Origin of the sequence: Pseudomonas sp. AF03-9 (assembly GCF_020515815.1) — a bacterium.
In the GTDB taxonomy this organism is placed as follows: Bacteria; Pseudomonadota; Gammaproteobacteria; order Pseudomonadales; family Pseudomonadaceae; genus Aquipseudomonas.
In genome coordinates this window covers 201,245-224,855 of record NZ_JAHPJF010000003.1, presented here as the reverse complement: position 1 = coordinate 224,855, position 23,611 = coordinate 201,245, and the positions used below count along the sequence as shown (strand labels likewise).

22 protein-coding genes are annotated in these 23,611 nt (G+C 61.0%); 11 read left to right on the top strand and 11 right to left on the bottom strand.

The genetic code is table 11. The features are described from left to right. Positions 1-109: 109 nt before the first annotated feature. Positions 110-1,186, bottom strand: a complete 1,077-nt coding sequence (mtnA, locus tag LIY36_RS08035; RefSeq protein WP_226455356.1) for an S-methyl-5-thioribose-1-phosphate isomerase — start codon at positions 1,184-1,186, stop codon at positions 110-112. A gap of 109 nt (positions 1,187-1,295) precedes the next feature. Here mtnA and LIY36_RS08030 point away from each other — a divergent pair, with 109 nt between their 5' ends. The 4 genes from LIY36_RS08030 (at position 1,296) to LIY36_RS08015 (ending at position 4,897) form a co-directional block, all read left to right on the top strand. Beyond that, entirely contained in the window at positions 1,296-2,627 is a 1,332-nt protein-coding gene (locus LIY36_RS08030; RefSeq protein ID WP_226455355.1) for a TRZ/ATZ family hydrolase, read from the top strand. 64 nt (positions 2,628-2,691) lie between these two features. Then, on the top strand, positions 2,692-3,390 hold the full coding sequence (gene ubiG / locus LIY36_RS08025; protein ID WP_192298682.1) for a bifunctional 2-polyprenyl-6-hydroxyphenol methylase/3-demethylubiquinol 3-O-methyltransferase UbiG: 699 nt from the start codon (positions 2,692-2,694) through the stop codon (positions 3,388-3,390). A 4-nt stretch (positions 3,391-3,394) separates the two neighbouring features. Further along, a complete protein-coding gene (mupP, locus tag LIY36_RS08020; RefSeq protein WP_226455354.1) occupies positions 3,395-4,066 on the top strand; it encodes an N-acetylmuramic acid 6-phosphate phosphatase MupP in 672 nt (223 codons plus the stop codon). Between the two features lie 90 nt (positions 4,067-4,156). Then, the gene (locus LIY36_RS08015) at positions 4,157-4,897 is read left to right on the top strand and encodes a YciK family oxidoreductase (protein WP_192298680.1); all 741 of its coding nucleotides are present in this window, start codon (positions 4,157-4,159) and stop codon (positions 4,895-4,897) included. Between the two features lie 163 nt (positions 4,898-5,060). On the opposite strand, the gene LIY36_RS08010 is transcribed toward LIY36_RS08015, so the two are convergent. From LIY36_RS08010 to LIY36_RS07985, 6 genes are read right to left on the bottom strand one after another with little or no spacing between them, the layout of a single operon-like run. Further along, complete coding sequence (locus LIY36_RS08010; protein WP_226455353.1) at positions 5,061-6,575, bottom strand: ABC transporter substrate-binding protein; 1,515 nt, start codon at positions 6,573-6,575, stop codon at positions 5,061-5,063. A 32-nt stretch (positions 6,576-6,607) separates the two neighbouring features. Then, positions 6,608-7,579, bottom strand: a complete 972-nt coding sequence (locus LIY36_RS08005) for an ABC transporter ATP-binding protein (protein WP_226455352.1) — start codon at positions 7,577-7,579, stop codon at positions 6,608-6,610. Continuing rightward, complete coding sequence (locus tag LIY36_RS08000; RefSeq protein WP_226455351.1) at positions 7,576-8,532, bottom strand: ABC transporter ATP-binding protein; 957 nt, start codon at positions 8,530-8,532, stop codon at positions 7,576-7,578. Before LIY36_RS08000 ends, LIY36_RS08005 begins: the two co-directional genes overlap by 4 nt. Further along, positions 8,529-9,386, bottom strand: coding sequence for an ABC transporter permease (locus tag LIY36_RS07995; protein ID WP_226455350.1), 858 nt, complete (start codon positions 9,384-9,386; stop codon positions 8,529-8,531). Before LIY36_RS07995 ends, LIY36_RS08000 begins: the two co-directional genes overlap by 4 nt. Further along, the gene (locus LIY36_RS07990; protein ID WP_192298675.1) at positions 9,383-10,330 is read right to left on the bottom strand and encodes an ABC transporter permease; all 948 of its coding nucleotides are present in this window, start codon (positions 10,328-10,330) and stop codon (positions 9,383-9,385) included. Before LIY36_RS07990 ends, LIY36_RS07995 begins: the two co-directional genes overlap by 4 nt. 3 nt (positions 10,331-10,333) lie before the next feature. Then, the gene (locus LIY36_RS07985; RefSeq protein ID WP_192298674.1) at positions 10,334-11,221 is read right to left on the bottom strand and encodes a proline iminopeptidase-family hydrolase; all 888 of its coding nucleotides are present in this window, start codon (positions 11,219-11,221) and stop codon (positions 10,334-10,336) included. Between the two features lie 183 nt (positions 11,222-11,404). On the opposite strand from LIY36_RS07985, the gene LIY36_RS07980 reads away from it, so the two are divergent. Next, positions 11,405-12,169: a LuxR family transcriptional regulator gene (locus LIY36_RS07980; RefSeq protein ID WP_192298673.1), complete on the top strand. Its 765-nt coding sequence runs from the start codon at positions 11,405-11,407 to the stop codon at positions 12,167-12,169. A gap of 94 nt (positions 12,170-12,263) precedes the next feature. Next, positions 12,264-13,196 (top strand): proline iminopeptidase-family hydrolase, encoded by a 933-nt coding sequence (locus LIY36_RS07975; RefSeq protein WP_192298672.1) that lies wholly within the window; start codon positions 12,264-12,266, stop codon positions 13,194-13,196. A 99-nt stretch (positions 13,197-13,295) separates the two neighbouring features. Here LIY36_RS07975 and LIY36_RS07970 read toward each other — a convergent pair whose 3' ends face one another. After that, positions 13,296-14,798 (bottom strand): nucleobase:cation symporter-2 family protein, encoded by a 1,503-nt coding sequence (locus tag LIY36_RS07970; RefSeq protein WP_226455349.1) that lies wholly within the window; start codon positions 14,796-14,798, stop codon positions 13,296-13,298. Positions 14,799-14,970: 172 nt separating this feature from the next. Between LIY36_RS07970 and LIY36_RS07965 the strand changes: the two genes are divergently transcribed. Both LIY36_RS07965 and LIY36_RS07960 read left to right on the top strand, forming a co-directional pair. Next, a complete protein-coding gene (locus LIY36_RS07965; RefSeq protein WP_226455348.1) occupies positions 14,971-15,918 on the top strand; it encodes a LysR family transcriptional regulator in 948 nt (315 codons plus the stop codon). Positions 15,919-16,061: 143 nt separating this feature from the next. After that, positions 16,062-16,895 (top strand): nucleoside-binding protein, encoded by an 834-nt coding sequence (locus tag LIY36_RS07960; RefSeq protein ID WP_226455347.1) that lies wholly within the window; start codon positions 16,062-16,064, stop codon positions 16,893-16,895. A gap of 145 nt (positions 16,896-17,040) precedes the next feature. Here the strand turns inward: LIY36_RS07960 and punC are convergent, their stop codons facing one another. Then, on the bottom strand, positions 17,041-18,225 hold the full coding sequence (punC, locus tag LIY36_RS07955; RefSeq protein WP_226455346.1) for a purine nucleoside transporter PunC: 1,185 nt from the start codon (positions 18,223-18,225) through the stop codon (positions 17,041-17,043). A gap of 122 nt (positions 18,226-18,347) precedes the next feature. On the opposite strand from punC, the gene punR reads away from it, so the two are divergent. After that, on the top strand, positions 18,348-19,268 hold the full coding sequence (gene punR, locus LIY36_RS07950) for a DNA-binding transcriptional activator PunR (protein ID WP_226455345.1): 921 nt from the start codon (positions 18,348-18,350) through the stop codon (positions 19,266-19,268). Here punR and LIY36_RS07945 read toward each other — a convergent pair whose 3' ends face one another. Beyond that, on the bottom strand, positions 19,269-20,438 hold the full coding sequence (locus tag LIY36_RS07945) for an aspartate aminotransferase family protein (protein ID WP_226455344.1): 1,170 nt from the start codon (positions 20,436-20,438) through the stop codon (positions 19,269-19,271). Positions 20,439-20,541: 103 nt separating this feature from the next. Here LIY36_RS07945 and LIY36_RS07940 point away from each other — a divergent pair, with 103 nt between their 5' ends. Further along, the gene (locus LIY36_RS07940) at positions 20,542-21,447 is read left to right on the top strand and encodes a LysR family transcriptional regulator (protein WP_192298665.1); all 906 of its coding nucleotides are present in this window, start codon (positions 20,542-20,544) and stop codon (positions 21,445-21,447) included. Here LIY36_RS07940 and LIY36_RS07935 read toward each other — a convergent pair. Then, positions 21,444-22,067 (bottom strand): HAD family hydrolase, encoded by a 624-nt coding sequence (locus LIY36_RS07935; RefSeq protein ID WP_226455343.1) that lies wholly within the window; start codon positions 22,065-22,067, stop codon positions 21,444-21,446. The genes LIY36_RS07940 and LIY36_RS07935 overlap by 4 nt on opposite strands. A 293-nt stretch (positions 22,068-22,360) precedes the next feature. On the opposite strand from LIY36_RS07935, the gene LIY36_RS07930 reads away from it, so the two are divergent. After that, the gene (locus tag LIY36_RS07930; protein ID WP_226455342.1) at positions 22,361-23,596 is read left to right on the top strand and encodes a CyaA/EF/ExoY family adenylyl cyclase toxin; all 1,236 of its coding nucleotides are present in this window, start codon (positions 22,361-22,363) and stop codon (positions 23,594-23,596) included. Positions 23,597-23,611: the final 15 nt, after the last annotated feature.

Here is a 23,611-nt window from a genome sequence, read left to right as displayed (position 1 = left end):
CCTATCCCCCTGATGCGCATGGAGCATAGTAAGTTGACGGATGACAGGCTTGAGGGCGACGAGAGGGGCTCAGAGCTGGATCCAAGCCCGTTTCCGGGGGCAAATTGGCTTAATGCAGGCGCTTACGACACATCAACTTGGCCAGCTTGGCAGCGTCCGGCCGTTCGACCACGCCTTTTTCGGTCACGATCACGTCGATCAGGTCGGCCGGGGTCACGTCGAACACCGGATTGAAGGCTGCCACATCCGCCGCGAAGCGCTGGCCGGCGACTTCGAGCAACTCACCGGCATCGCGCTCTTCCAGGGCAACATCATCGCCAGTGGCCATCATCAGGTCCAGGGTAGAACTCGGCGCCACGACCATGAAACGCACGCCGTGGTGCATCGCGCATACAGCCAGCTGGTAAGTGCCGATCTTGCTGATCACATCACCGTTGGCGGCAATGCAGTCGGCGCCGACGATGACCCAGGTCACACCTTTGGTCTTGAGGATATGCGCACCGGCCGAGTCGGCGTTCACCGTCACCGGGATACCCTCGCCCGCCAGCTCCCAGGCGGTCAGCCGCGAACCTTGCAGCCAGGGCCGGGTTTCATTGGCATAAACCTGCTCGACCATGCCCTCCAAAAAGGCCGCACGAATAACCCCAAGCGCCGTGCCGACGCCGCCGGTGGCCAGTGCGCCAGCATTGCCATGGGTGAGGATCGCCTGGGCATTGCCCTGGTGCTTGCGAATCAACTCGACGCCGAGCTGGGCCATGGTCAGGTTGGCCTCGCGATCACTTTCATGGATCGCAATCGCTTCGGCCTCCAGCATCGCCAGCGGATCGGCGTGCTTTTTGACGCGATCGAGGCGGTCACGCACGCGCTTCAACGCCCAGAACAGGTTCGACGCGGTGGGGCGGGCGTCGGCTAAAAGTGCGTAGTCTTCTTCCCAGGCGGCCTGCCAGTCACCCCCCTCGGCAATCCGCTCACGGGCGGCGAGTACCAGGCCATAGGCGGCACTGATACCAATGGCTGGCGCGCCCCGCACCACCATCGTACGGATCGCGGCGGCCACGGCTTCAACCGTGGAGCACGCGACCCAGCTTTCCCGGGACGGCAAGGCACGCTGATCGAGCAGGTACAGCGCGCCATCACGCCAATCGATGGCCTTCACTTTCTCCGCAGCCAACAGTCGATCGCGCATCCCTTACTCCGCACTCATGAACAAAAGCCGCCGATTATAGCGATCCGCCAGCCAGGACGCTCGGGTATACTTCGGCCTTCTTTTATAGCTGCCTGGGAAGAAGCCCGCGATGACCTCCACTGCCGCCCCGCTCGACTTGGTGTTGCTGCCGACCTGGCTGGTGCCTGTCGAACCTGCCGGCGTGGTGCTCAAGGACCACGCCCTGGGCATCCGCGACGGGCGCATCGCGTTTATCGGCCCACGGGCGACGGCGCTGAAACTGGCGGCCACCGAGGTCCGTGAGTTGCCGGGCATGCTGCTCAGCCCTGGCCTGATCAACGCCCACGGGCACGCGGCAATGAGCCTGTTTCGCGGCCTGGCCGACGACCTGCCGCTGATGACCTGGCTGGAAAAACACATCTGGCCCGCCGAAGCCAAGTGGGTCGACGAAGCGTTCGTGCGCGACGGCACCGACCTGGCCATCGCCGAGCAGCTCAAGAGCGGCATTACCTGCTTCAGCGACATGTACTTCTACCCCAAGGTGGCCAGCGACTGCGTGCACAACAGCGGCATGCGCGCGCAGATTGCAATTCCGATCCTCGACTTCCCGATTCCCGGCGCCAGCAGCGCCGACGAGGCGATTCGCCAGGGCGTCGAGCTGTTCGGCGACCTCAAGCATCACCCCCGCGTCAACATCGTCTTCGGCCCCCACGCACCGTACACCGTGAGCGATGAAAACCTGGAAAAGATCCGGGTCATGGCCGAAGAGCTGGATGCTTCAATCCATATGCACGTTCACGAAACCGCCTTCGAAGTGCAGCAAGCTGTCGAGCAGACCGGCGAGCGCCCACTGGCACGCCTGGCCCGCCTCGGGCTGTTGGGCCCGCGCTTCCAGGCCGTTCATATGACCCAAATCAGCGAGGCCGACCTGGCTTTGCTGGTAGAAAGCAACACCAGCGTCATCCATTGCCCGGAATCCAACCTGAAACTGGCCAGCGGCTTCTGCCCGGTGGAGCGTCTGTGGCAGGCTGGGGTGAATGTGGCGATCGGCACCGATGGCGCCGCCAGCAACAATGACCTCGACCTGCTGGGCGAAACCCGCACCGCCGCGATGCTGGCCAAGGCCGTCGCCGGTTCGGCCACCGCCCTGGATGCCCATCGCGCCTTGCGCATGGCCACACTCAATGGTGCGCGCGCCATGGGCCTGGAAAGCGAAATTGGCTCGCTGGAAGTCGGCAAGGCGGCGGATATGGTCGCCTTCGATCTGTCGGGGCTGGCGCAACAACCGATCTACGATCCGGTCTCACAACTTATATATGCCACCGGACGCGATTGCGTGAAACATCTCTGGGTCGCCGGCAAGCAGTTGCTCGACGACCGGCAATTGACCCGCATGGATGAACAACAGTTGACCGCCACGGCCATCGCCTGGGGCCAACGCATCGGCGGGCATAGCGAATAACGCCGGCCTTGAAGCGGTACGTTCAAGACCGACAAACCGATTTATCAGATTTAGAGGATGCACCATGAGCAACGTCGACCACGCCGAAATCGCCAAGTTTGAAGCCCTGGCCCACCGCTGGTGGGACCGCGAAAGCGAGTTCAAACCCCTGCACGACATCAACCCGCTGCGGGTCAACTGGATTGACGAACGTGTCAACCTGGCCGGCAAGAAGGTGCTGGACGTTGGTTGCGGCGGTGGCATCCTCAGCGAAGCCATGGCCCAGCGCGGCGCCACGGTGATGGGCATCGACATGGGCGAAGCGCCTCTGGCCGTGGCTCAGTTGCACCAGCTGGAATCCGGCGTGAACGTCGAATACCGCCAGATCACCGCCGAAGATCTCGCCGAGCAAATGCCCGAGCAGTTCGATGTGGTCACGTGCCTTGAGATGCTCGAACACGTGCCTGACCCGTCCTCGGTGATCCGCGCCTGCTTCCGCATGGTCAAGCCTGGCGGCCAGGTGTTCTTCTCCACCATCAACCGCAACCCCAAGGCCTACCTGTTCGCGATCATCGGCGCCGAATACATCATGAAGCTGCTGCCGCGCGGCACCCATGACTTCAAGAAATTCATCCGCCCGTCCGAGCTGGGCGCGTGGAGCCGTCAGGCCGGGCTGACCGTCAAGGACATCATCGGCCTGACCTACAACCCACTGACCAAGCACTACAAGCTGGCCAGCGACGTTGACGTCAACTACATGATCCAGACCCTGCGCGAGGAATAAGCCTGTGAAGTTGCGAGCAGTTCTCTTCGACATGGACGGTACACTGCTGGACACCGCGCCGGACTTTATCGCCATCTGCCAGGCGATGCGCGCCGACCGCGGGCTGGCGCCGATCAACGACCAGCACATCCGCGATGAAATCTCCGGCGGTGCGCGGGCGATGGTGGCCGTGACCTTCTCGATGGACCCCGAATCCCCAGGTTTTGAAGAGTTGCGCCTGGAATTCCTGGAGCGTTACCTCAAGGGCTGTGCGATCCACAGCAAACTGTTCGACGGCATGGACGAACTGCTGGCAGACATCGAAAAGTCCAAGCTGGTCTGGGGCGTGGTCACCAACAAGCCGCTGCGCTTTGCCGAACCGATCATGCAGCAGTTGGGCCTGGCCGAGCGCTCGGCGCTGTTGATCTGCCCGGACCACGTGAAGAACAGCAAGCCCGACCCTGAGCCCCTGATCCTGGCGTGCAAAATGCTCGACCTGGACCCAGCCAGCGTGCTGTTCGTCGGCGATGACCTGCGCGACATCGAGTCCGGTCGCGACGCCGGCACCCGTACGGCAGCGGTCACATTCGGCTATATCCATCCGGACGACAACCCGCGTAATTGGGGCGCCGATGTCGTGGTGGATCACCCGCTGGAATTGCGCAAAGTGCTCGATAGCGCGCTGTGCAGTTGCTGATTGCTCAAGAATCTCAAAAACACCGATTCCATGTGGGAGCTGGCTTGCACATTGAGCGCTGTATCACTGTGAATTTTGTCGAGGCTATTTATGTTTGATTACTCTGCGCGTCCAGAACTGCTCAAAGGCCGGGTGATCCTGGTGACCGGCGCCGGTCGCGGGATTGGCGCGGCGGCGGCGAAAACCTACGCCGCCCATGGCGCCACCGTGCTGTTGCTGGGTAAGACCGAAGCCAACCTGGCCCAGGTGTATGACGAAATCGAAGCGGCCGGCCACCCCCAGCCGGTGGTGATCCCGTTCAACCTGGAGACCGCCCTGCCCCATCAATACGATGAGCTGGCTGCGATGATCGAAAAGGAATTCGGTCACCTCGACGGCCTGCTGCACAACGCCTCGATCATCGGCCCACGTACGCCGATCGAACAGTTGTCCGGCGAGAATTTCATGCGCGTGATGCACGTGAACGTCAACGCGATGTTCATGCTCACCAGCACCCTGCTGCCGCTGCTCAAGCTGTCCCAGGATGCGTCGGTGGTGTTCACCTCCAGCAGCGTCGGGCGTAAGGGTCGGGCGTACTGGGGGGCTTATGGTGTGTCGAAATTTGCCACTGAGGGCTTGATGCAGACCCTGGCGGACGAGCTTGAGGATGTGGCAGCGGTACGCTCTAACAGCATCAACCCAGGTGGCACACGCACCAGCATGCGCGCCCAGGCCTATCCAGGGGAAAATCCGATGGAACGGCCTGCGCCAGAAGAGATCATGCCGGTGTACCTGTACTTGATGGGGCCGGACAGCGCTGGCATCAACGGCCAGGCGTTCGACGCGCAGTAACAACTGACACACCATAAAACTAAATGTGGGAGGGGTCTGTGTGGGAGCGGGCTTGCTCGCGAAAGCGGAGTGTCAGCCAGCAGGTCTGGTCCTGATACACCGCTTTCGCGAGCAAGCCCGCTCCCACACAAGCCCGCTCCCACATTTTTTATTGCGGTGTTAGCTAGTTTTTCACCACTTCTTCAAGGGTGAAGCGGCCCAACGGGTTCTGCAGGAAGTTACTGATATTGCTGCGCGAGATATTGATATACGGGCTGTAGTACAAGTCGATCCAGTTCACATCCTGCTTCGCCAACTTCTGCAATTGCACATACATCTGCTCACGCTTGGCCGGGTCCGCTTCGATCCGCGCGGCTGCCACCAGGTCCTTGACCTTGTCGTTCTTGTAGCGAGTCATGTAGTTCTGGTTGGTGTCGTGGCCCAGCACGAAGGTGGTCTTCTGGTCCGGGTCGAGGATGTCGTTGGTCCAGTACATCACCGAAATATCGTACTCACCGTCCACCAGCATCTGCCAGCTCTGGGTCGGGTCGACCTTTTGCAGGTTGGCGGTCACGCCGACCTTGGCCAGTTGGTCCTTGATGATCACCGCGATCTGCTCGTCGGCTTCGTTGCCGGCGTTGACCACATAGTTGAGCTTCAAGTCCTTGGCACCGGCAGCCGCCAGCAGTTTCTTGGCTTCGGCCGGGTCGTACGGGCGTTGCAGGTTGTTGGCGTAGTGGTACAGCGAGCCCTTGGGGATATAGGAATACGCCACAGTGCCCTGACCGTAGGTGGCGGTCTTCACCAGCGATTGTTTGTCGATGGCCAGGTCCAGTGCCTGACGCACTTCGGGCTTGGCCAGCAGGCCGTGCTCGTGGTTGATCAACAGATGATCTTCACGGGTCGACGGGTCGGCGTGGATCACCACGTTCTTGTCTTTCTTCAGTTCTTCAACCCGCGAGAACGGCACGAAGATCGCCGTATCCAGCTCGTTGTTCTGCACCATGCGCATGCGCGTGTTGTCGTCGGTCACCGAGACCCACTCCACGCCATCCAGGCTCACGTTCTTGGCCTGCCAGAAGTTCGGGTTCTTCTTCAGGATCACACGATCGCCCTTGCGCCACTCGTCTACGGTGAACGCGCCGGAGGTCACCGGGTTTTCCGAGTAGGCGTCTTCGCCCATCTTGGTCATGGCTTTTTCCGACAGAATCGATACCGTCGGCGACGCCAATTGCGAGAGGAAGGCTACGGCCGGAGTCTTGAGGGTGACCACCAGGGTTTTCGGATCCGTCGCCTTGGCCGTGTTGATCAGGTTGAACGGGTCAGCCCACAGCGAAGCCTTGTTGTCGCGGATGCGCAACAGGCTGAACGCCGCATCCTCGGCGGTGATCGGCGAACCGTCGGAGAACTTCGCATCCCGCAGCTTGAAGGTGTAGGTCAGGCCGTCCTTGGAAATATCCCAACTTTCTGCCAGCCCCGGCTCCATCTTCGTGCCCAGGTTATCCACGCGCACCAGGGTGTCGTAAACGTTGGCGAACACCCAGGTATCGCGGTTTTGCGCGCTTTTGATCGGGTCGAACGTGGTGCTGTCTTCACGGCAGCCGATGGTCAGCACCCCAGCGGCTTGCGCCAACCCGGTAGTCAGGGACCATAGGGTCAATGTAGCGGCGGCGAGAGACTTCAAGTGGCGCGATTGCATATCACAACTCCTTGTTAATGAATGGCAGAGGGTTAAAGCAAGGGTTCTTCAAGCACGCAACTGTATCGATGCTCGTGCAGGAAATGGGTGGGCGGCAACACCGCGGCACACATCGTTTGCGCATGCCGGCAACGCGGGTGAAAGGCGCAACCAGTAGGCAAATTCAGTGGGCTCGGTGGCTCACCAGGCAAGGGTTCAGTAGGCAAAGGCTTGTGCGGATCGATCTCGGGAATTGCCTGGATCAGCGCAGCCGTGTACGGATGGCGCGGCGTGGTGAAGACCGCTTCCACCGGCCCTTCCTCGACGATCTTGCCCAGGTACATCACCGCCACCCGGTCGCACAGGCGGCGCACGATGGCCAGGTCATGGGCGATAAACAGGATCGCCAGGTTCATGCGCTGTTGCAGTTCCAGCAACAGGTTGATGATCTGGCCCTGGATCGACACATCCAGCGCCGCCACACACTCATCGGCAATGATCAAGCGCGGCTCCACCGCCAGCGCCCGAGCGATGCCGACGCGCTGGCACTGGCCGCCGCTGAGGGCGCCGGGCTTGCGGCTGGCCAGTTCGGGGCGCAGGCCCACCAGTTCGAGCAGTTCATCGACCCGGGCCGGGATCTGCCCTGGCGCGACCTTGCGCTGCACCCGCAGCACTTCGGCGATGGTTTCACCGACGGTGTGGCGCGGATTCAGCGCGGCGTAGGGGTCCTGGAAAATCATCGCGGTTTCATGGCGCAGGCGTGCGATGTCGATGGGGCTGCCATGGGCCATGTCGACGCCATCGAACAGCACCTGCCCGGCGCTGATCGGATTGAGGTGCAAGATCGCCCGGCCCAAGGTGCTCTTGCCGCTGCCGGACTCGCCGACCAAGCCCAGGGTTTGCCCCGCCGCCAGGTTCAGCGAAACCCCGTTCACCGCCCTCACCCACTGCTTGTTCAAGCCGAACAAGCCGGTGCCGGACGCGGCGAATTTCACTTCCAGGTCCTTGATCTGCAACAGGCTCATGCCGACACCCCCAGTGGGTAATGACAGGCGACTCGCGCACCTTCCGGCAGCACTTGTGTGCACAAGGCGCCGACCTGCGGGCAGCGCGGGCTGAAGCGGCAGCCGGCGGGCAATGCATCGAGCAGCGGCGGTTGCCCGGCGATGGTGCGCAACAAGGCGTGACCGCTGCTATGGGCCGGTTGGCAATCAATCAGGCCCGCCGTGTACGGGTGTTGCGGATGGGCCAGCAGTTCGTACTTGCTGCCGTGTTCACACAGGCGCCCGGCGTACATCACCGCGATGGAATCGCAGGTCTGCGCCACCACGCCGAGGTCGTGGGTGATCATGATGAGCGACAGGCCGCGACGGTCGCGCAGGTCCAGCAGTAGGCGCAGGATCTGCGCCTGCACGGTCACATCGAGCGCAGTGGTCGGCTCGTCGGCGATCAGCACTTTCGGGTTGCAGCCCAGGGCCACGGCGATCATCGCACGTTGGCGCATGCCACCGGAAAACTCGTGGGGGTAGTTGTCGACCCGCGCCTGGGGATCGGGAATGCCGACTTGGCGCAGCACCTCGATGGCTTGCAGGCGTGCGTCTTTTTTCGAGGCGCCCTGATGCAGGCGAATGCCCTCGGCGATCTGTTCGCCGATGCGCATCAGCGGGTCGAGGTGGCTGCTCGGGTTCTGGAAGATCATGCCCAGTTGCCCACCGCGCACAGCCCGCATGCCGGCATCGTCCAACTGCAACAAGTCCTGTCCGGCAAGCCGGACGGCGCCGCCCTGCACGCGCAGGTTCGGCGACGGCAACAGGCGCATCAGGCCGCGACAGGCCATGGTCTTGCCCGAACCGCTCTCGCCCACCAGGCCGAGGATTTCGCCTTCGGCCAGCTCAAACGACACGCGATCCACCAGGGTCACATCGCGCCCGGCATTGTTGGCAATCACACTCAGGTCCTGCACCTGCAACAGGCTCATGAACGATCCCCCAACACTTGCGCGACACCATCGGCCAGCAGGCTGAAACCCATGGCCAAGGTGACGATGGCCAGGCCGGGGAACGTACAGATCCACCAGGCGGTGGTGATGAACGCCTGCCCTTCGGCGACCATCGTCCCCCACTCGGCAGTGGGCGGTTGCACACCCAGCCCCAGGTAGCTCACGGCCGCACCGTTGAGCAGCACCAGTACCGCGTCCGACATGGAAAACACAATCGAGCCAAACATCGCATTCGGCAGCAGATGCCGGAACAGAATGCGCCCATGACCAAAGCCCAGGCTCTTGGCGGCCAGGGCAAAATCGCTTTCCTTGAGCACCAGGATCTGCGAGCGGATCAGGCGCGCATACGACACCCAGCCCACAAGCGCCATGGCGATGTAGAAACTCTTCAGGCCCGGCCCGAGGATGGCCATGATCGCCAGCATCAGCACCAGGAACGGAAACGCCAGGATCACGTCGATCACGCGCATGCAGAAGCTGTCGAAGCGCCCGCCGATATAGCCCGACACCGCGCCGACAAAGGTGCCGATCATGAACGGGAAGATCACCCCGACAATCGCCAGTTGCAGATCGATGCGTGCGCCCCAGATCACCCTGGAGAGAATGTCGCGGCCGTAGTTATCGGTGCCGAAAGGATGCGCCCAGCTGGGGCCCAACAGGCTGAAATCGGTGTTCTGCGCAATCGGGTCATAGGGCGCGATCCATGGCGCAAGCAACGCCAGGACAAACCACAACAGCAGGATCAACAACCCCGACGCAGCGGTCAGCCGACCATTGCGAAAACCCAAGCGCAGGCGCAAGCGCCAGGGTGCAATCAACGGGCGGCTGCTCATTGCATCTTCACCCGTGGGTCGAGGGCCACCGTCACCACGTCGGCGACAAAGTTGACCAGCACCGTCGCACACGCCAGCACCATGGCCACGCCCTGCACCACCATGTAGTCACGGGTGAAAATGCCGCGCACCAGCAATTGGCCGATACCGGGGATGGCGAACAGGCTTTCGATCACCACCGTGCCGCTGATCAGCCAGCCGATATTCACCGCCAGCAGGTTGACCGCCGGCACCAGGGAATTGGGCAGTACATGCCGGCGAAATACCGCGGCTTCTGACAGACCCCGTGCCCGAGCGGCGGTGACGTGATCGGCCTGCAACTCCATCAGCATGCTCGCACGCAGGTTGCGCACCAGCACCGCCGACAGAGCCAGGGCAATGGTCAGACACGGCAAGACCATATGGTGCGCCTTGTCGAGAAAGGTGCGGCCGTAGCCGGATACCGGGAACAAGCCCCACTGCACGCTCAACAACAGAATCAGCATCAAGCCCAGCCAGAATGCCGGCATGCCCAGGCCGACCGTGGTGAACACCCGGATCAGGTTGTCCACCCAACCGCCTTTATTGCGCGCCGCCAGGGTGGCCAGCGGCACCGCGATCAGCAACGCCAGCAGTACGCTGCCAAGCACCAGCACCAGGGTCGGCTCGATGCGGGTGACGATCAGTTTCAAGGCGTCAACCTTGTACAACAGCGACTGGCCGAGATCGCCCTTGAGCAGGTTCTTCAGGAAGTAGAAATATTGCAGCCACAGCGGCTGGTCGAGGCCGTACTGGGCGCGGATCTTCAGCAACGCATCCGGCGTGCTGCGCGAGCCGAGCAAGGCGCGCGCCGGGTCGCCGGGGATCGAGCGCACCAGGATGAAGGTGATCAGGCTGATGCCAAACAGCACCGGCAGCAATTGCAGTGGCCGGGACAGCACAAAACGGTAGCGCGCCAGGTTCATCCGTCAGCCTCGGTGACGCGCGAGGAAGTCGAGTAGCACCGGGAAGTACGCCTGGGGCTCTTCGTAAAACGGCATATGGCTGCTGTTGGGGAATACGTGCAGTTCAGCGTGCTTGACCGCCATCTTCATGCGCATGGCGCAGGCCGGGGTGAGTTCGTCGTGTTGGCCGGTGGTGATCAGTGTCGGCATCTTGAACTCGGCCATTTCGGCGATGCGGTTCCAGTCCTTGAGGTTGCCGACGTAGAGGAATTCGTTGGGGCCTTGCATGGTTTCGTACGGGCCCATGTTCCAGTCGCCGAGGGAGCGCTTGACCGGCTCCGGCCACTCGTCCAGGCGGCACACGTGACGGTAGTTGAGCAGGGTGATTGCGGCCTGATACTGCGGATGATCGAGGGTGCCCATGGCTTCATGGCGCTGCATCATTGCCACGGTTTCGCTGCCAAGGGCACCGCGCAGGCGTTCAAGTTCCTGGGACAAGTGCGGAATGTCGCCGACGGTATTTTCGAGGATCAGGCTTTTCAGCGCATCGGGGTAATGAATGGCGTATTCAATGCCGAGCCAACCGCCCCAGGAGTGCCCGAGCAAATGCACACGCCCCAGGTTCAGGGTTTGGCGGACGGTTTCGACTTCTTCGACATAACGGCCGATTTCCCACAGGGAAACATCGGTGGGTCTGGCTGATGCGCCCGTGCCAAGCTGGTCGAATGCAACCACTCGCAGGTTATGCTCCTTGAGCCAGCCATGGGCGTCGCGCAAATAGTCACACGGCAGGCCCGGGCCACCGTTGAGACACAAGAGCACCTCATCGCCGTCGCCGAAGCTGTAGACCACGAGGTTGTGGCCGTCGACTCTCACGTTGTATTGCTGGTCGGGGGCAATTTCACGCCACATGCATACGTTCCTTGTGTGGTATCAGCCTGGCTGGCAGCGGCCGTTGATCAGGCCAACACTACCGAGGTTGCCGTGCGTCCATAACCTAGTATTTCTTATAGGTTTGGCCTGGCAGTCCTTCGCCGGGGCGTGGCATTCTACTTGCCGCAAGTCGAGATTCAAATGAATTCGGGAGCAGAACGGATGCTGGCCAAGCTTACTGCCTTCAATAATCGTCTGATGCCGGGCAGGAGCCTGGACGAACAGATGGACAACACCTTTATCCTCGCCCAACAGTTGGGTTTCGATGCGCTGGTGTACGACTACACCCCGGTGCCCATCGATCACGACGGCGCCTTGATCACCCCCTCGGTGCTGGAGTTGCGCAACACCCCACCAGACTGGCACGCCTTGTGGTGCAGCGAAGGCTTCTACCAGATCGACCCGGTGCAACACCTGGCCTTGAGCACGGTATCGCCGTTTGTCTGGTCCTACGAGGCAAAAGCCCAGACGGCCCTGCAAAAGATCATCGACCCCTGCCATGCTCCTGTTTCGTCCTACCTGCACGAACGCCAACTGACCTGCGGCGTCAGCGTGCCGATCCACCTGCCCCGCGGCGGTTTCGCCTCGTTGACGGGCTTGCGCATCGGCAAGGCGCGCAGCGTACTGGAGGATGCACAGCAGACCCTCGCGGATTTCAGCCTGATTACCCACGCCTTGCAGGAAGCGGCCTACCCGCTGTTCAGCAAAGAGCTACGCACCTACCCGCATATTCACCTGACCAAACGCGAACGCGAGTGCCTGAAATGGGCCGCCGACGGCCTCACTGCGGCCGAAATTGCCACGCAACTGAGTCGTTCGCTGGCCGTTGTGACCCTGCACCTGGCCTCGGCAATGCATAAACTGGGGGCCAAGAACCGCGTGCAAGCGGTGGTCCGGGCCACCCATTACCGGCTCCTGGAAGATTGACCAGAGAGTAAAACCTAGCTGTTTTGCTAGTTACCTAAATTTGGCGTGCCGACTATCGTGTCCCTGATCCTTTTTTTCACGAGCAGGGTACGAAATGGAATTCATCGAAAAAATCCGCGAAGGGTATGCGGCGTTTGGCGCCTACCAGACTTGGTACCGTGTTACCGGCGACCTGACCACCGGCCGCACGCCGCTGGTGATCATCCACGGCGGCCCCGGTTGCACCCACGACTACGTAGACGCCTTCAAGGACGTCGCGGCCAGCGGCCATGCCGTGATCCACTACGATCAACTCGGCAACGGCCGCTCCACCCACTTGCCGGATAAAGACCCGTCGTTCTGGACCGTCGAGTTGTTCCTCGACGAACTCGACAACCTGCTCGACCACCTGAACATCAGCGACAACTACGCAATCCTCGGCCAGTCCTGGGGCGGAATGCTCGGCAGTGAACATGCGATCCGCCAACCCAAAGGCCTGCGCGCGTTTATCCCAGCCAACTCGCCGACGTGCATGCGCACCTGGGTCAGCGAAGCCAACCGCCTGCGCAAGCTGTTGCCCGAAGGCGTGCACGAAACCTTGCTCAAGCACGAAGCCGCCGGCACCTACCAAGACCCGGAATACCTCGCCGCCTCGCGGATTTTCTATGACCAGCACGTGTGCCGGGTCAACCCGTGGCCGGAAGAAGTGGCGCGCACCTTTGCCCAAGTCGACTCAGACCCCACGGTGTACCACGCCATGAGCGGCCCGACCGAATTCCACGTGATCGGCAGCTTGAAGGACTGGAAGTCGATTGGCCGGTTGTCGGCGATCCAGGTGCCGACCCTGGTGATCTCCGGCCGGCACGACGAGGCCACGCCATTGGTGGTCAAGCCGTTCCTGGATGAGATCGCGGACGTGCGCTGGGCACTGTTTGAAGACTCCAGCCACATGCCCCATGTGGAAGAACGCCAAGCGTGCATGGGGACTGTGGTGAAGTTTTTGGATGACGCCTGTTCTGTAAAACACCAAGCGCTGAAGACGGGCTGAATTCAACATGTGGGAACGGGCTTGCTCGCGAAGGCGGTGTGTCAGTCAACAGATTCATTGGCTGATCCACCGCCTTCGCGAGCAAGCCCGCACACATTTTTAAACCTCGGTGGCCTCGGGCATGGCCGTGCGCTTCTGCACCTGCGCCACCAACGGGATTTCCTTGCCCTCGGCATCAAACAATTTCCCGCCCCGGAAGTAATCCCCATCACGCAACGCCGCCACATCTTGGAAGCACAAGCTGCGTTCCGTCCCCGCCACGAACACCGATTGCTGATCCGAATTACCCGCCGTGAAGTGGTTGAACGCCAGGTTCAACAGGATCGCCATGATCGCCGACGAGCTGATCCCCGAATGGAAGATGGTCGCGAACCAACTCGGGAAATGATCGTAGAAGCTCGGCGCGGCAATCGGGATCATGCCAAAACCGATGGAAGTGGCGACGATGATCAGGTTCATGTTGTTGCGGTAGTCAACCTTCGACAGCGTGCGGATCCCGCTCGCCGCCACGGTGCCGAACAGCACAATCCCGGCCCCGCCGAGTACTGACGTGGGCACCGCCGCAATCACTCGGCCCATGAACGGCAGCAGGCCGAGGATCACCAGGAACAACCCGCCCGTGGCCACCACAAAGCGGCTCTTGACCCCGGTAACCGCCACCAGGCCGACGTTCTGCGCAAAGGCGCTCTGGGTGAACGAGCCAAAGATCGGCGCAAACATGCTCGACAGCATGTCGGCGCGCAAGCCGTTGCCCAGGCGCTTGGAGTCGACCTTGGTGTCGATGATCTCGCCGACCGCAAGGATGTCCGCCGAGGTTTCCACCAGCGTCACCATCACCACGATGCACATGGAAATGATCGCGGCCACATGGAAGGTTGGCATGCCGAAATGGAATGGCGTAGGAAAACCGAACATCGGCCCCTGGGTCACGCCGGAGAAGTCGGCCATGCCCAGGAACACCGCGATCACGGTGCCGATCACCATCGCCAGCAGGATCGACAGACGGGAAATGGTCGCGCTGCCGATCTTGCTCAACAACAGCACCAGCACCAGGGTCAGCGCCGCCAGGCCGATATTCGACATGCTGCCAAAATCCGCCGCACGGCTATTGCCGCCCATGGCCCAGCGCGCCGCAACGGGCATCAGGGTCAGGCCGATGGTGGTGATGACGATGCCGGTCACCAACGGCGGGAAGAACTTGGTAATTCGCGAAAACACCGGGGTAATCAGCAACCCGATGAATGACGCGGCCATCACCGCGCCGAGAATCGCTGGCACCCCGCCAGCGCCGTCGCTGCCAACGATTGCCACCATGGTTGCCACACCGGCAAACGACACGCCCTGCACCAGCGGCAACTGACAACCAAAGAACGGTAAACCCAGGGTTTGCAACAGCGTGGCCAGGCCACCGGCAAACAGCGACGCGGCGATCAACAAGCCGATGTCCGCCGGCGACAGCCCGGCCGCCTGGCCGACGATCAACGGCACGGCAACGATGCCGCCGTACATGGTGAGGACATGCTGCAGGCCGTAAGCCATGTTGGCGGCGACGCCGAGATTTTCATCTTCAGGCCGCTGCGGTGAAGCCTTCGGGATAGTCATGGTGAGGGGATCTCTGTTTTTGTTGTGCAATCACTGTATGCAAAGGAAACAGAGGATGTCCATAGAGTTGTATACAATCAATTTCACAACAAGCTGGTAATCGCCGTTACAAAAATCCATTCAGCCGCCCTGCCCTGTGGCTCGAACACCTGCGCAAAAGGACCTGAAAAAAATGCTCAACCGCAAACTGCGCATCCACGCCCCGGCCATCTACTACTTCGACATGGTGCGACGCTGTCACTCGATCCGCGAAGCCGCGCGGCGCCTGAACGTGGCGTCGTCGGCGGTGAACCGGCAGATCCTCAAGCTGGAGGACGAGATGGGCGCAACATTGTTCGAGCGTTTGCCCGGCGGCCTGCGCGTGACGGCGGCGGGCGAGATCCTGACGCGCCACATCAGCCTGCTGCTGCAGGATGTGGAACGGGTGCGCGGCGAACTGGATGGCTTGCATGGTGTGCAGACCGGCCACGTGGAGATCGCCACGGTGGAAGGTGCCGCCGTCGAACTGCTGCCCACCGCACTCAAGCGCATGCGCGAGCGCTATCCGAAGGTCACGATTGGCGTCACGGTGCAGGGTTCGCAGTCGATCCCCAGCGCGGTGATCAACGGCCAGGCGGATCTGGGGCTGGCATTTGCCCTACCCCGCAGTGGCGAAATCACCCAGCTGTGTGTCGGCCATTTCCGCTTGGGTGCACTCATGGCACCGGCGCACGCGTTGGCGGGAGAAAGCTGCGTCAGCTACGGGCAGTGTTGCGAACACGGAGTGATCCAGGCCAAGAGCGAGCTGTCGGTGCACCACCTGATCGCGCCGCTGCACAAACGCGCAGCACCAGGCAAAGCCCTGCTGCACAGCAACTCGATGGAACTGGCCCGTCAACTGGCACGCCAGCAATTGGGCATCGCCTTCCAGACCCGTATCGGCATCGAGGCCGACCTGGCGCGCGGCGAACTGCTGCATATCCCGTTGAGTGACCAGGGCGGCATCTTCAGCGATTTGGGCGTGTATGCACGCAAGGAACGCGACCTGCCGGTGGCCGTGCAGGCGCTGGCGCATTTGTTGGGCGAAGAAATCGCCTTGCGCGAACGCGACGAAACCGGCGCAGCGTCACGTATTTCCTGACTTCTCAGGCAACCCGGCTGCTGCCGTTTCGGCATCGGCCCAGGCGAGATTCTGTTCTTTGGTGCGCGCCAGCCTTGTGTCGATACTGCGCCCGGCGGCCCCTGCAAGGCCGCCATGAGCCAAACGCCAAAGGAACTAAAACAATGAAAAAGGCACTGCACGGCGCAACCGTTTTACTCGCACTCCTCGGCGGCGGGGAGGCTGTCGCGGTGGAATGGATGAACAACAGCGTAGGATTCCGCTACGGCCAACAGTTCACCAATCCGAACAACCCCGACGAATTCAGCAAGCGCATCTACAGCTTCACCCACGCCAGCGGTTACGCGTACGGCAGCAACTTTCTGAACCTGGATGTGTTCCTCTCCGACAGCAGCGACCCACGCAAGGGTACTGACCATGGCGGCAGCGAGGTGTATGCGGTGTACCGCCACCAACTGTATGCCTCACGGGTATTTGATGTGCCGCTGGGCACCGGCCTGATCAAGGATTACGCGCTGACCCTGGGCTTCGATGCCAACCGCAACAACAACTTCGCCTCGGCGAAAAAACGTGCGGTGGTGATTGGCCCGACCTTGAAGTTCAACACCGTCGGTGTGCTGGACCTGAGCCTTTTGTACTACAAGGAAAAGAACCACACCGGCATCCCTGGCGCGCGGGAGTCGAACCACACCTTCGACGACACCTACATGCTCAACCTGACCTGGATGCGCCCATTCGAAATCGCCAACCATGCGGCGAAATTCCAGGGTTTCATCAACTACGTCGGCGAGAAAGGCGAGGACTACCACGGCCGCGACACCGCGCCGGAAGCGCTGATGCGCGGCGCATTGATGGTGGCGGTGCGCCCGGGTAAAAGCGTGAAGCCGAACCTGTATCTCGGCGTGGGTTATGAGTATTGGCACAACAAGTTTGGTGTGGACGGCGGCCGGGGCAGTCGTACGTCGACGCCGACGGTGAATATGGAAATCACCTTTTAGCCTACCGCCAGGCAACTGAAGAAACCGGATCAAAATGTGGGAGCGGGCTTGCTCGCGAATGCGGTGTATCAGTTGGAACAGCATTGACTGATCTAGCGCATTCGCGAGCAAGCCCGCTCCCACATTTTTTCATCGAGTTTTCAGGTCAAACGTTCGCCAGTTCGCCATTGTCAGCCTTCGGCCGCGCCAGCCAATAACCCAACACCGCCAGCGGCGCGGTCGCCAACATCACAATCACAGTAATCAATAGCGGCTGGTCGATCAGCGACGACACCAGCAAGCTGCTGAGAAAGCACAGCCCCAGTTGCAGGGTGTTTTGCAGGGCGGCCGCCTTGCCGGAGTTTTCGGCAAATGGCATCAGTGCATTCGCCACCACGATGGGGTAACTGGCACCGTTGACCAACGCCATCAGGCAGAACGGAATCAACAACGTGGTGAGAGTCGGCACGCTCAACGTCGCCACCAGGTACAACGCCAACATGCTGATGCAATACGCCACCAGCAACCAGGGCAACAGCGTCTTGCCCTGGAAACGCTGCAAGGCGCTGCGGCAGCTGTAGCCGCCGACCAGAAACGCCAACGTGGGCAACACGTAGCTCAGGCCAATATCGTTCGGGCTGTAGCCCATGTCGCCAAGGATGAAGGGGGAAGCCGTCAGCCAGGCGAAGAAACTGGCAGAGCAGGCAGCGAAGATCATTACGTTGCCGGTAAACACGCGGGAACCGAGCAACTGGCCATAACCGAGGCGCACAGGTTCGCTTTTTTGCGTCCGACGTTTCGGCACAGTGCGCAGGAACAATGTCGGCAATAACAGCAGCAGCGACACACCGAGCAATACCCCGAAGATCGCCTGCCAACCCAAATGGTTCAACACCAGCGCCCCCAGCAACGGCGCCAGGGCCGGCGACAGAGACATCAACGGCATGATGCTGGCGAACACGCGATGAGCCTTGTCGGCCGGATAACGGTCAATCACCAGCGCCTGCCAGCTCACGGCGGCGGAACACACGCCAATCGCCTGGATAAAGCGCAGCGCAAGCAACTGCGCCGCCGTCTCGACCCAGAACATACCCGCGCAACCCAGCACAAACAGGCTCAAGCCCGCGAGCAGGATCGGCTTGCGCCCCAGGCGGTCGGACAACGGCCCCCATACCAACTGCCCCAGCGCAAAACCGCCAAGGAAAATACTCAAGCTGGCGCCCACCGCCCCCGCGCCAATCTGTAACTGCGCGCCCATGGCGCCGAACGCCGGTAAGTACATGTCCATGGCGAGGTAACCGAGCATGCTCAGCCCCGCCAGATACCAAGTGAAACCAAAAGAATTTTTCATCGAAGCCTTGTTGATCCTGCCATCAAACTATTTGCTGACTGGCGCCTATTATGAAGCTGACAGTTCCTGTGTGAAGCGATAATAATTGGATACTCTTATCAATAATTTTGAAGGCAGCCGTCATGTGGTCCGAATACTCCCTGGATGTAGTCGATGCGGTGGCCCGGCATGGCAGCTTCAGCGCTGCGGCGCAGGAATTGAACCGCGTGCCGTCGGCCATCAGCTATACGGTGCGTCAGATAGAGGAGTGGTTGGCCGTGCCGTTGTTTGTGCGGCGCCACCGTGATGTCGAGCTGACGGCGGCCGGCCGACTGTTCGTCGACGAAACCCGTGGGGTCATGAAAAAAATGCTCGGCACCCGGCGCATGTGCCAGCAGGTGGCCAACGGTTGGAGCGGCCAGTTGAAAGTCGCGGTGGATTCCATCGTCAAACCCCAACGTTGTCGGCAATTGGTGCTGGATTTCTATCGCCAATTTCCCGAGGTGGAACTGCTGCTGGAATACGAGGTGTACAACGGCGTGTGGGATGCCCTGGCGGACGAACGCACCGACATCGTGATCGGCGCCACCAGTGCGGTGCCCGTGGCCAGCCATTTCACCTTTCGCGACATGGGGCTGTTGAATTGGCTGTGCGTGGTCAGTGCACAGCATCCGCTGGCGGCGGTAGAAGGCCTGCTCAGTGACGATCAACTGCGGCCCTTCGCCTCGCTGTGCATGACCGATACCTCGCGCAATCTGCCCAAGCGCGACACCTGGACCCTGGATAATCAGCGGCGGCTGGTGGTGCCGAATTGGCCGTCGGCAATTGATTGCCTGCGCGACGGCCTGTGTATCGGCATGGCGCCGGCGCATCAGGTATCGCCATGGATCGAGCGCGGCGAGTTGGTGGCGCTGCAACTGACCCGGCCATTTCCGGCCAGCCCTTCGTGCGTGGCCTGGGCGCCGAACAAACTGTCGCCGGCGATGGCGTGGCTGTTGGAATACCTCGGAGACACCGAGACCCTGAACCAGGAATGGCTCAATGGGCCCACACTCACCCTGTGATCAATTCAGTAGGCGGGTGATGGCTCGCACGATCATCTCGACCTCTTTCGCCTCCAGCGTCAGCGGCGGCAGCAAACGGATGACCTTGCCCCGCGTCACGTTGATCAACAGGCCATGCTCCTGGGCTGCACGCTGGGCCAGGTCGCGGTAAGGGCTGGCCAGTTCGATACCGATCATCAGGCCCTGCCCGCGAATCGCCAACACTTGCGGATGCTCGCTCAATTCCACGCGCAGCCGCGCCAGCAAGCGTTCGCCCTGTTGCGCGGCGTTCTGCAGCAAGCCTTGCTCCTCAATAATCTCCAGCACGGTGCAGCCCACGCGGCAGGCTAGCGGGTTGCCACCAAACGTGCTGCCGTGGCTGCCGGGCGTGAACAGTTGCGCCACCGCCGCGCGCGCCAGGCAGGCACCAATCGGCACGCCATTGCCGAGGCCTTTGGCCAGGGTCATCACATCCGGCACGATGCCTTCATGCTGGAAGGCAAACCAACGCCCCGTGCGGCCAATGCCGGTCTGGATTTCGTCGAGCATCAGCAGCCAACCGTGGCGCGTACAGTGATTGCGCAGGGCTTGCAGGTAACCCGGCGGTGCAGGCAGTACTCCACTTTCACCTTGGATGGGTTCCAACAGTACCGCTGCGATACGCGTGCCGAACGTTTGGGTGATGGCTTCTATCGCCGCCAGGTCCCCAAAAGCCACCTTGAGAAAATCCCCTGGCAAACGCTGGAAGCCCAGGCGTACCGATGGCCCATCGCTGGCGGCCATGGTGCCAAGGGTGCGGCCGTGGAAAGCGTTTTCCATGACTACCACCAGAGGCTCTTCGATGCCTTTTTTCCAGCCATGCAAACGCGCCAGCTTCAACGCCGTCTCGTTGGCTTCGGCCCCCGAGTTGTTGAAGAATGCGCGGTCCAAGCCGGACAGTCGGGTCAGGCGCTGGGCCAACCGTTGCTGCCAGTCGATGCTGTAGAGGTTGGAAGTGTGCAGCAGCAAACCCGCCTGTTCGCTGATGGCTGTCACCAATTTTGGATGGGAATGCCCGACGTTGGTCACGGCCACGCCCGCCACTGCGTCCAGGTATTCGCGGCCCTGGTGGTCCCATAGGCGCGTGCCCAGGCCGCGGGTAAAGCTCAGGGCCAAGGGTTGATAAGTGCTCATCAGGCAGGCGGCGGTCATGGTGTCAGGCTCCAGTGCTTCATTGTGATGCCAACAGTATCGTTAGCCACCTGAGCTGGATAAACTGCGCTTTCCTGCAATAACTTTAAACAAGGGATTGATAATGGACCTGTTCCAGGCGATGTCGGTTTACGTGAAAGTAGTGGAAGCCGGCAGCATGACCGCCGCCGCCCAGGCCTGCGGGATGTCGACCACCATGGTCGGCAATCACCTGCGCGCCCTGGAGCAACGCCTGGGCGTCAGCCTGCTCAAGCGCACCACTCGCAAACAGAGCCTCACGGAATTCGGCGGGCAGTATTACCAGCGTTGCCTGGAAGTGCTGGGGCTGGTGGCCGACTCCGAACAACTCGCCGAACAAGCCCACAGTGATGTGCCCAAAGGCACCTTGCGAATCACCGCCCCACCCGCCTTCGGCACCGAGCGCCTGGCCCCGGCCTTGAGCGAATTCTCCCAACGCTACCCGCTGATCAAGCTGTATGTGGTGCTCAGCAATCAACGCATGGACATGGTCGACAGCGGCTTCGACGTGGCCATCCGCCTGGGCGAACTGGAACCCTCAAGCCTGATCGCCCGGCCGATGCAGGATTACACCATCACCCTCTGCGCCTCACCGGGCTACCTGGCGCGACGTGGCACACCACAGACTCCCGAAGACTTGCAGCAACATGACTGCCTGGCGTTCGCCTACCCGTCCACCGACGATTGGCGCAACGCCGACAAGCTGTGGCGCATGAGCGGCGCGGCAGGCGAAGTGGAAATCCCGGTGTCCGGCTCGCTGACCATCAACAGCTCCCAGGCCTTGCGCCAGGCAGCCGTGCAAGGCATGGGCATCGTCATGCTGCCAGATGCCCTGGTGCAGCCCGACTTGCAGGAGGGAAAACTGGTGGCCTTGCTGACGGCCTACCAACTGCCCAGTCGCCCCATGCATTTGCTGTACGGCCAGGACCGTTACCGCCTGCCCAAACTGCGAGCATTCGTCGATTTCGCCATGGAAAAGTGGGCGCGCTAGAAGCCCACTCCCAACTCACGCAACCGCGCTGCGGTGTGCTCGGCCGACACATGGTGAATGCCTTGCCAACCGAGGGCGACGGCGGCGTCAATATTGCCGGCGACATCATCGATAAACACGACTTCAGCGGGCTGAATATCCGGCAAGTGCGCGCGGACCTGGCCAAGGCTTGCCTGATAGATCGCCGCATCGGGCTTGATCAGTTTCAATTCGCCTGACACGACGATGTCGCGAAAGCACTGCAGGAACGGGTAGTTGGCCCGCGCATAGGGAAAGGTCTCGGCAGACCAGTTGGTCAGCCCGAACAACGGCATGCTGGCCTGGTGCAATGCCTTGAGAATCGCCACGCCTTCGGGCAAGGAGCCACGCAGCATCTCGTGCCAACGCTCGTAATAGGCCTGGATCAGGCGTTCATGCTGGGGAAATTGCTCGATCAGGCTGCGGGTGCCGTCCGCCAGGCTGCGACCGGCGTCCTGCTCGGTGTTCCAGGCTTGGGTGCAGATGTTGTCGAGGAACCATTGCCGTTCGTGGTCATCGGCAATCAGCTTGCGGTACAGGTGGTGCGGGTTCCAATCGAACAGGACACCGCCAAAATCAAAAACTACTGCACGAATAGCCATACCCACCTCCGTTAGTGTGATACGCCAGTCTCCCATGCGCATGGCACGCCCAGGCAAGCAAACATGCGTACGACTGTTCTGATAATTTCACGGCACATGAACAGAATACAGAGCTATGCCCCTTGTATTACGGCCTTGAACACTTCCTCTGCGCTTCTTTTTCAAATCGTTAGTAACACTCACTTCTCCCAACAAAATAACAGTTGCTCTAGTGTTTCCTACGTGACCGAAGGAGCGCTTTGGGCTGGAAGGGAACATCCAACGTCCCGACGAACACGAAGTGGAGCAATTCAATGACCGGTTTACTCACCTCGGCTATTTCACCTTCTGCGCTGAGCTTGAACACTTTGCAACACACCCTACCCCATCAACCGGCTGGCCCCCTCCAAGACATGAATGATCCGGTATACGCGGCGTTCGAACGTGTCCGAGGAAAGACCGGAATAGTCCCGAGCCACCTTGTGCCCTTGCAGAGGATTGCGGCGCAGACCAACTCCATCATCGGCGTACGCCCCGTGGAAGCGGTCGCTACCGGATTGATTGAGAACGGGCATCCCACCAAGGACTATCATATCAAGGGAAAAAGCGCCAACTGGGGGCCGCAAGCGGGCCTGATCTGCAAGGACCAGGCCTTCAGCAAGCTTGAAAAGTTCAAGGTCTGCGAGCCCGAAAAGGTTGCGCGAGCCAATAGACAAGTCGAGGAATGCATAAAGGACAAGCATGCGGTTGCGATCCCCTTGAAGCTCTCACGCAACCGCCTCGGCGAGTTGATACAACTCGGTCAGATCACTCAGCTGGCCGTGAACGAGCAGGACGGCACGCTGCGTTTCAACGCCAGAGCGCCAAGCCAGGAGGTGTATGCATTCGAAGGCAAGCGCACAGCGCCAACAGAAGACAGCTATGCCATTACCCATAAGGACAAACCCGTCGAAGTCCTGGCCAAATCCGAAACAGGCAAGGCGTTGACAGCCGACTATGACCTGCACATGGTCGCGCCCCACCTCAGCGATTTCGGATCACAGGATAAGATCCCGGTGCCCGATATTGCGCACAGTGTTTTCACGCAGAGAATTGATCGCTACAGACAGCAACAACCAGACCCGTCGGTGTTCGAGGTGCCCGAAGCGTTACGCGCAGACTATGAAGACACCGAACATTTCTATCGAAAGGAAGACTTCGACCTGGGCAACGCCACACAGCGAATAACGGACATGATAAAGCTGATCAATCACCAGTTGGTCGGTGATGGAGAGCGGGTGGTTCACCACAATGCGGACTCTGGCAGCCCTGCGACGGACGTTGCCGCCAATTACCCGGCAACGTTCTTCCTGCCCACCCGGCTAGGGCGATATGACGAAATCTGCATCATCAACGACCGCAAAGAGATGGCTGAACTGATAAGAACAGCCAAGGACAGCGGCTATCACGTGCCCCTGAATCCACTTTGGGAAAGCGAAGTGAACAGTATCAAGCGCTCTGGCTTCGTCCAGGCCCAAGGACGGTTGGCGTCAGCCTTTGGCCAAGGCTGACGCTGTGAGGCGCAA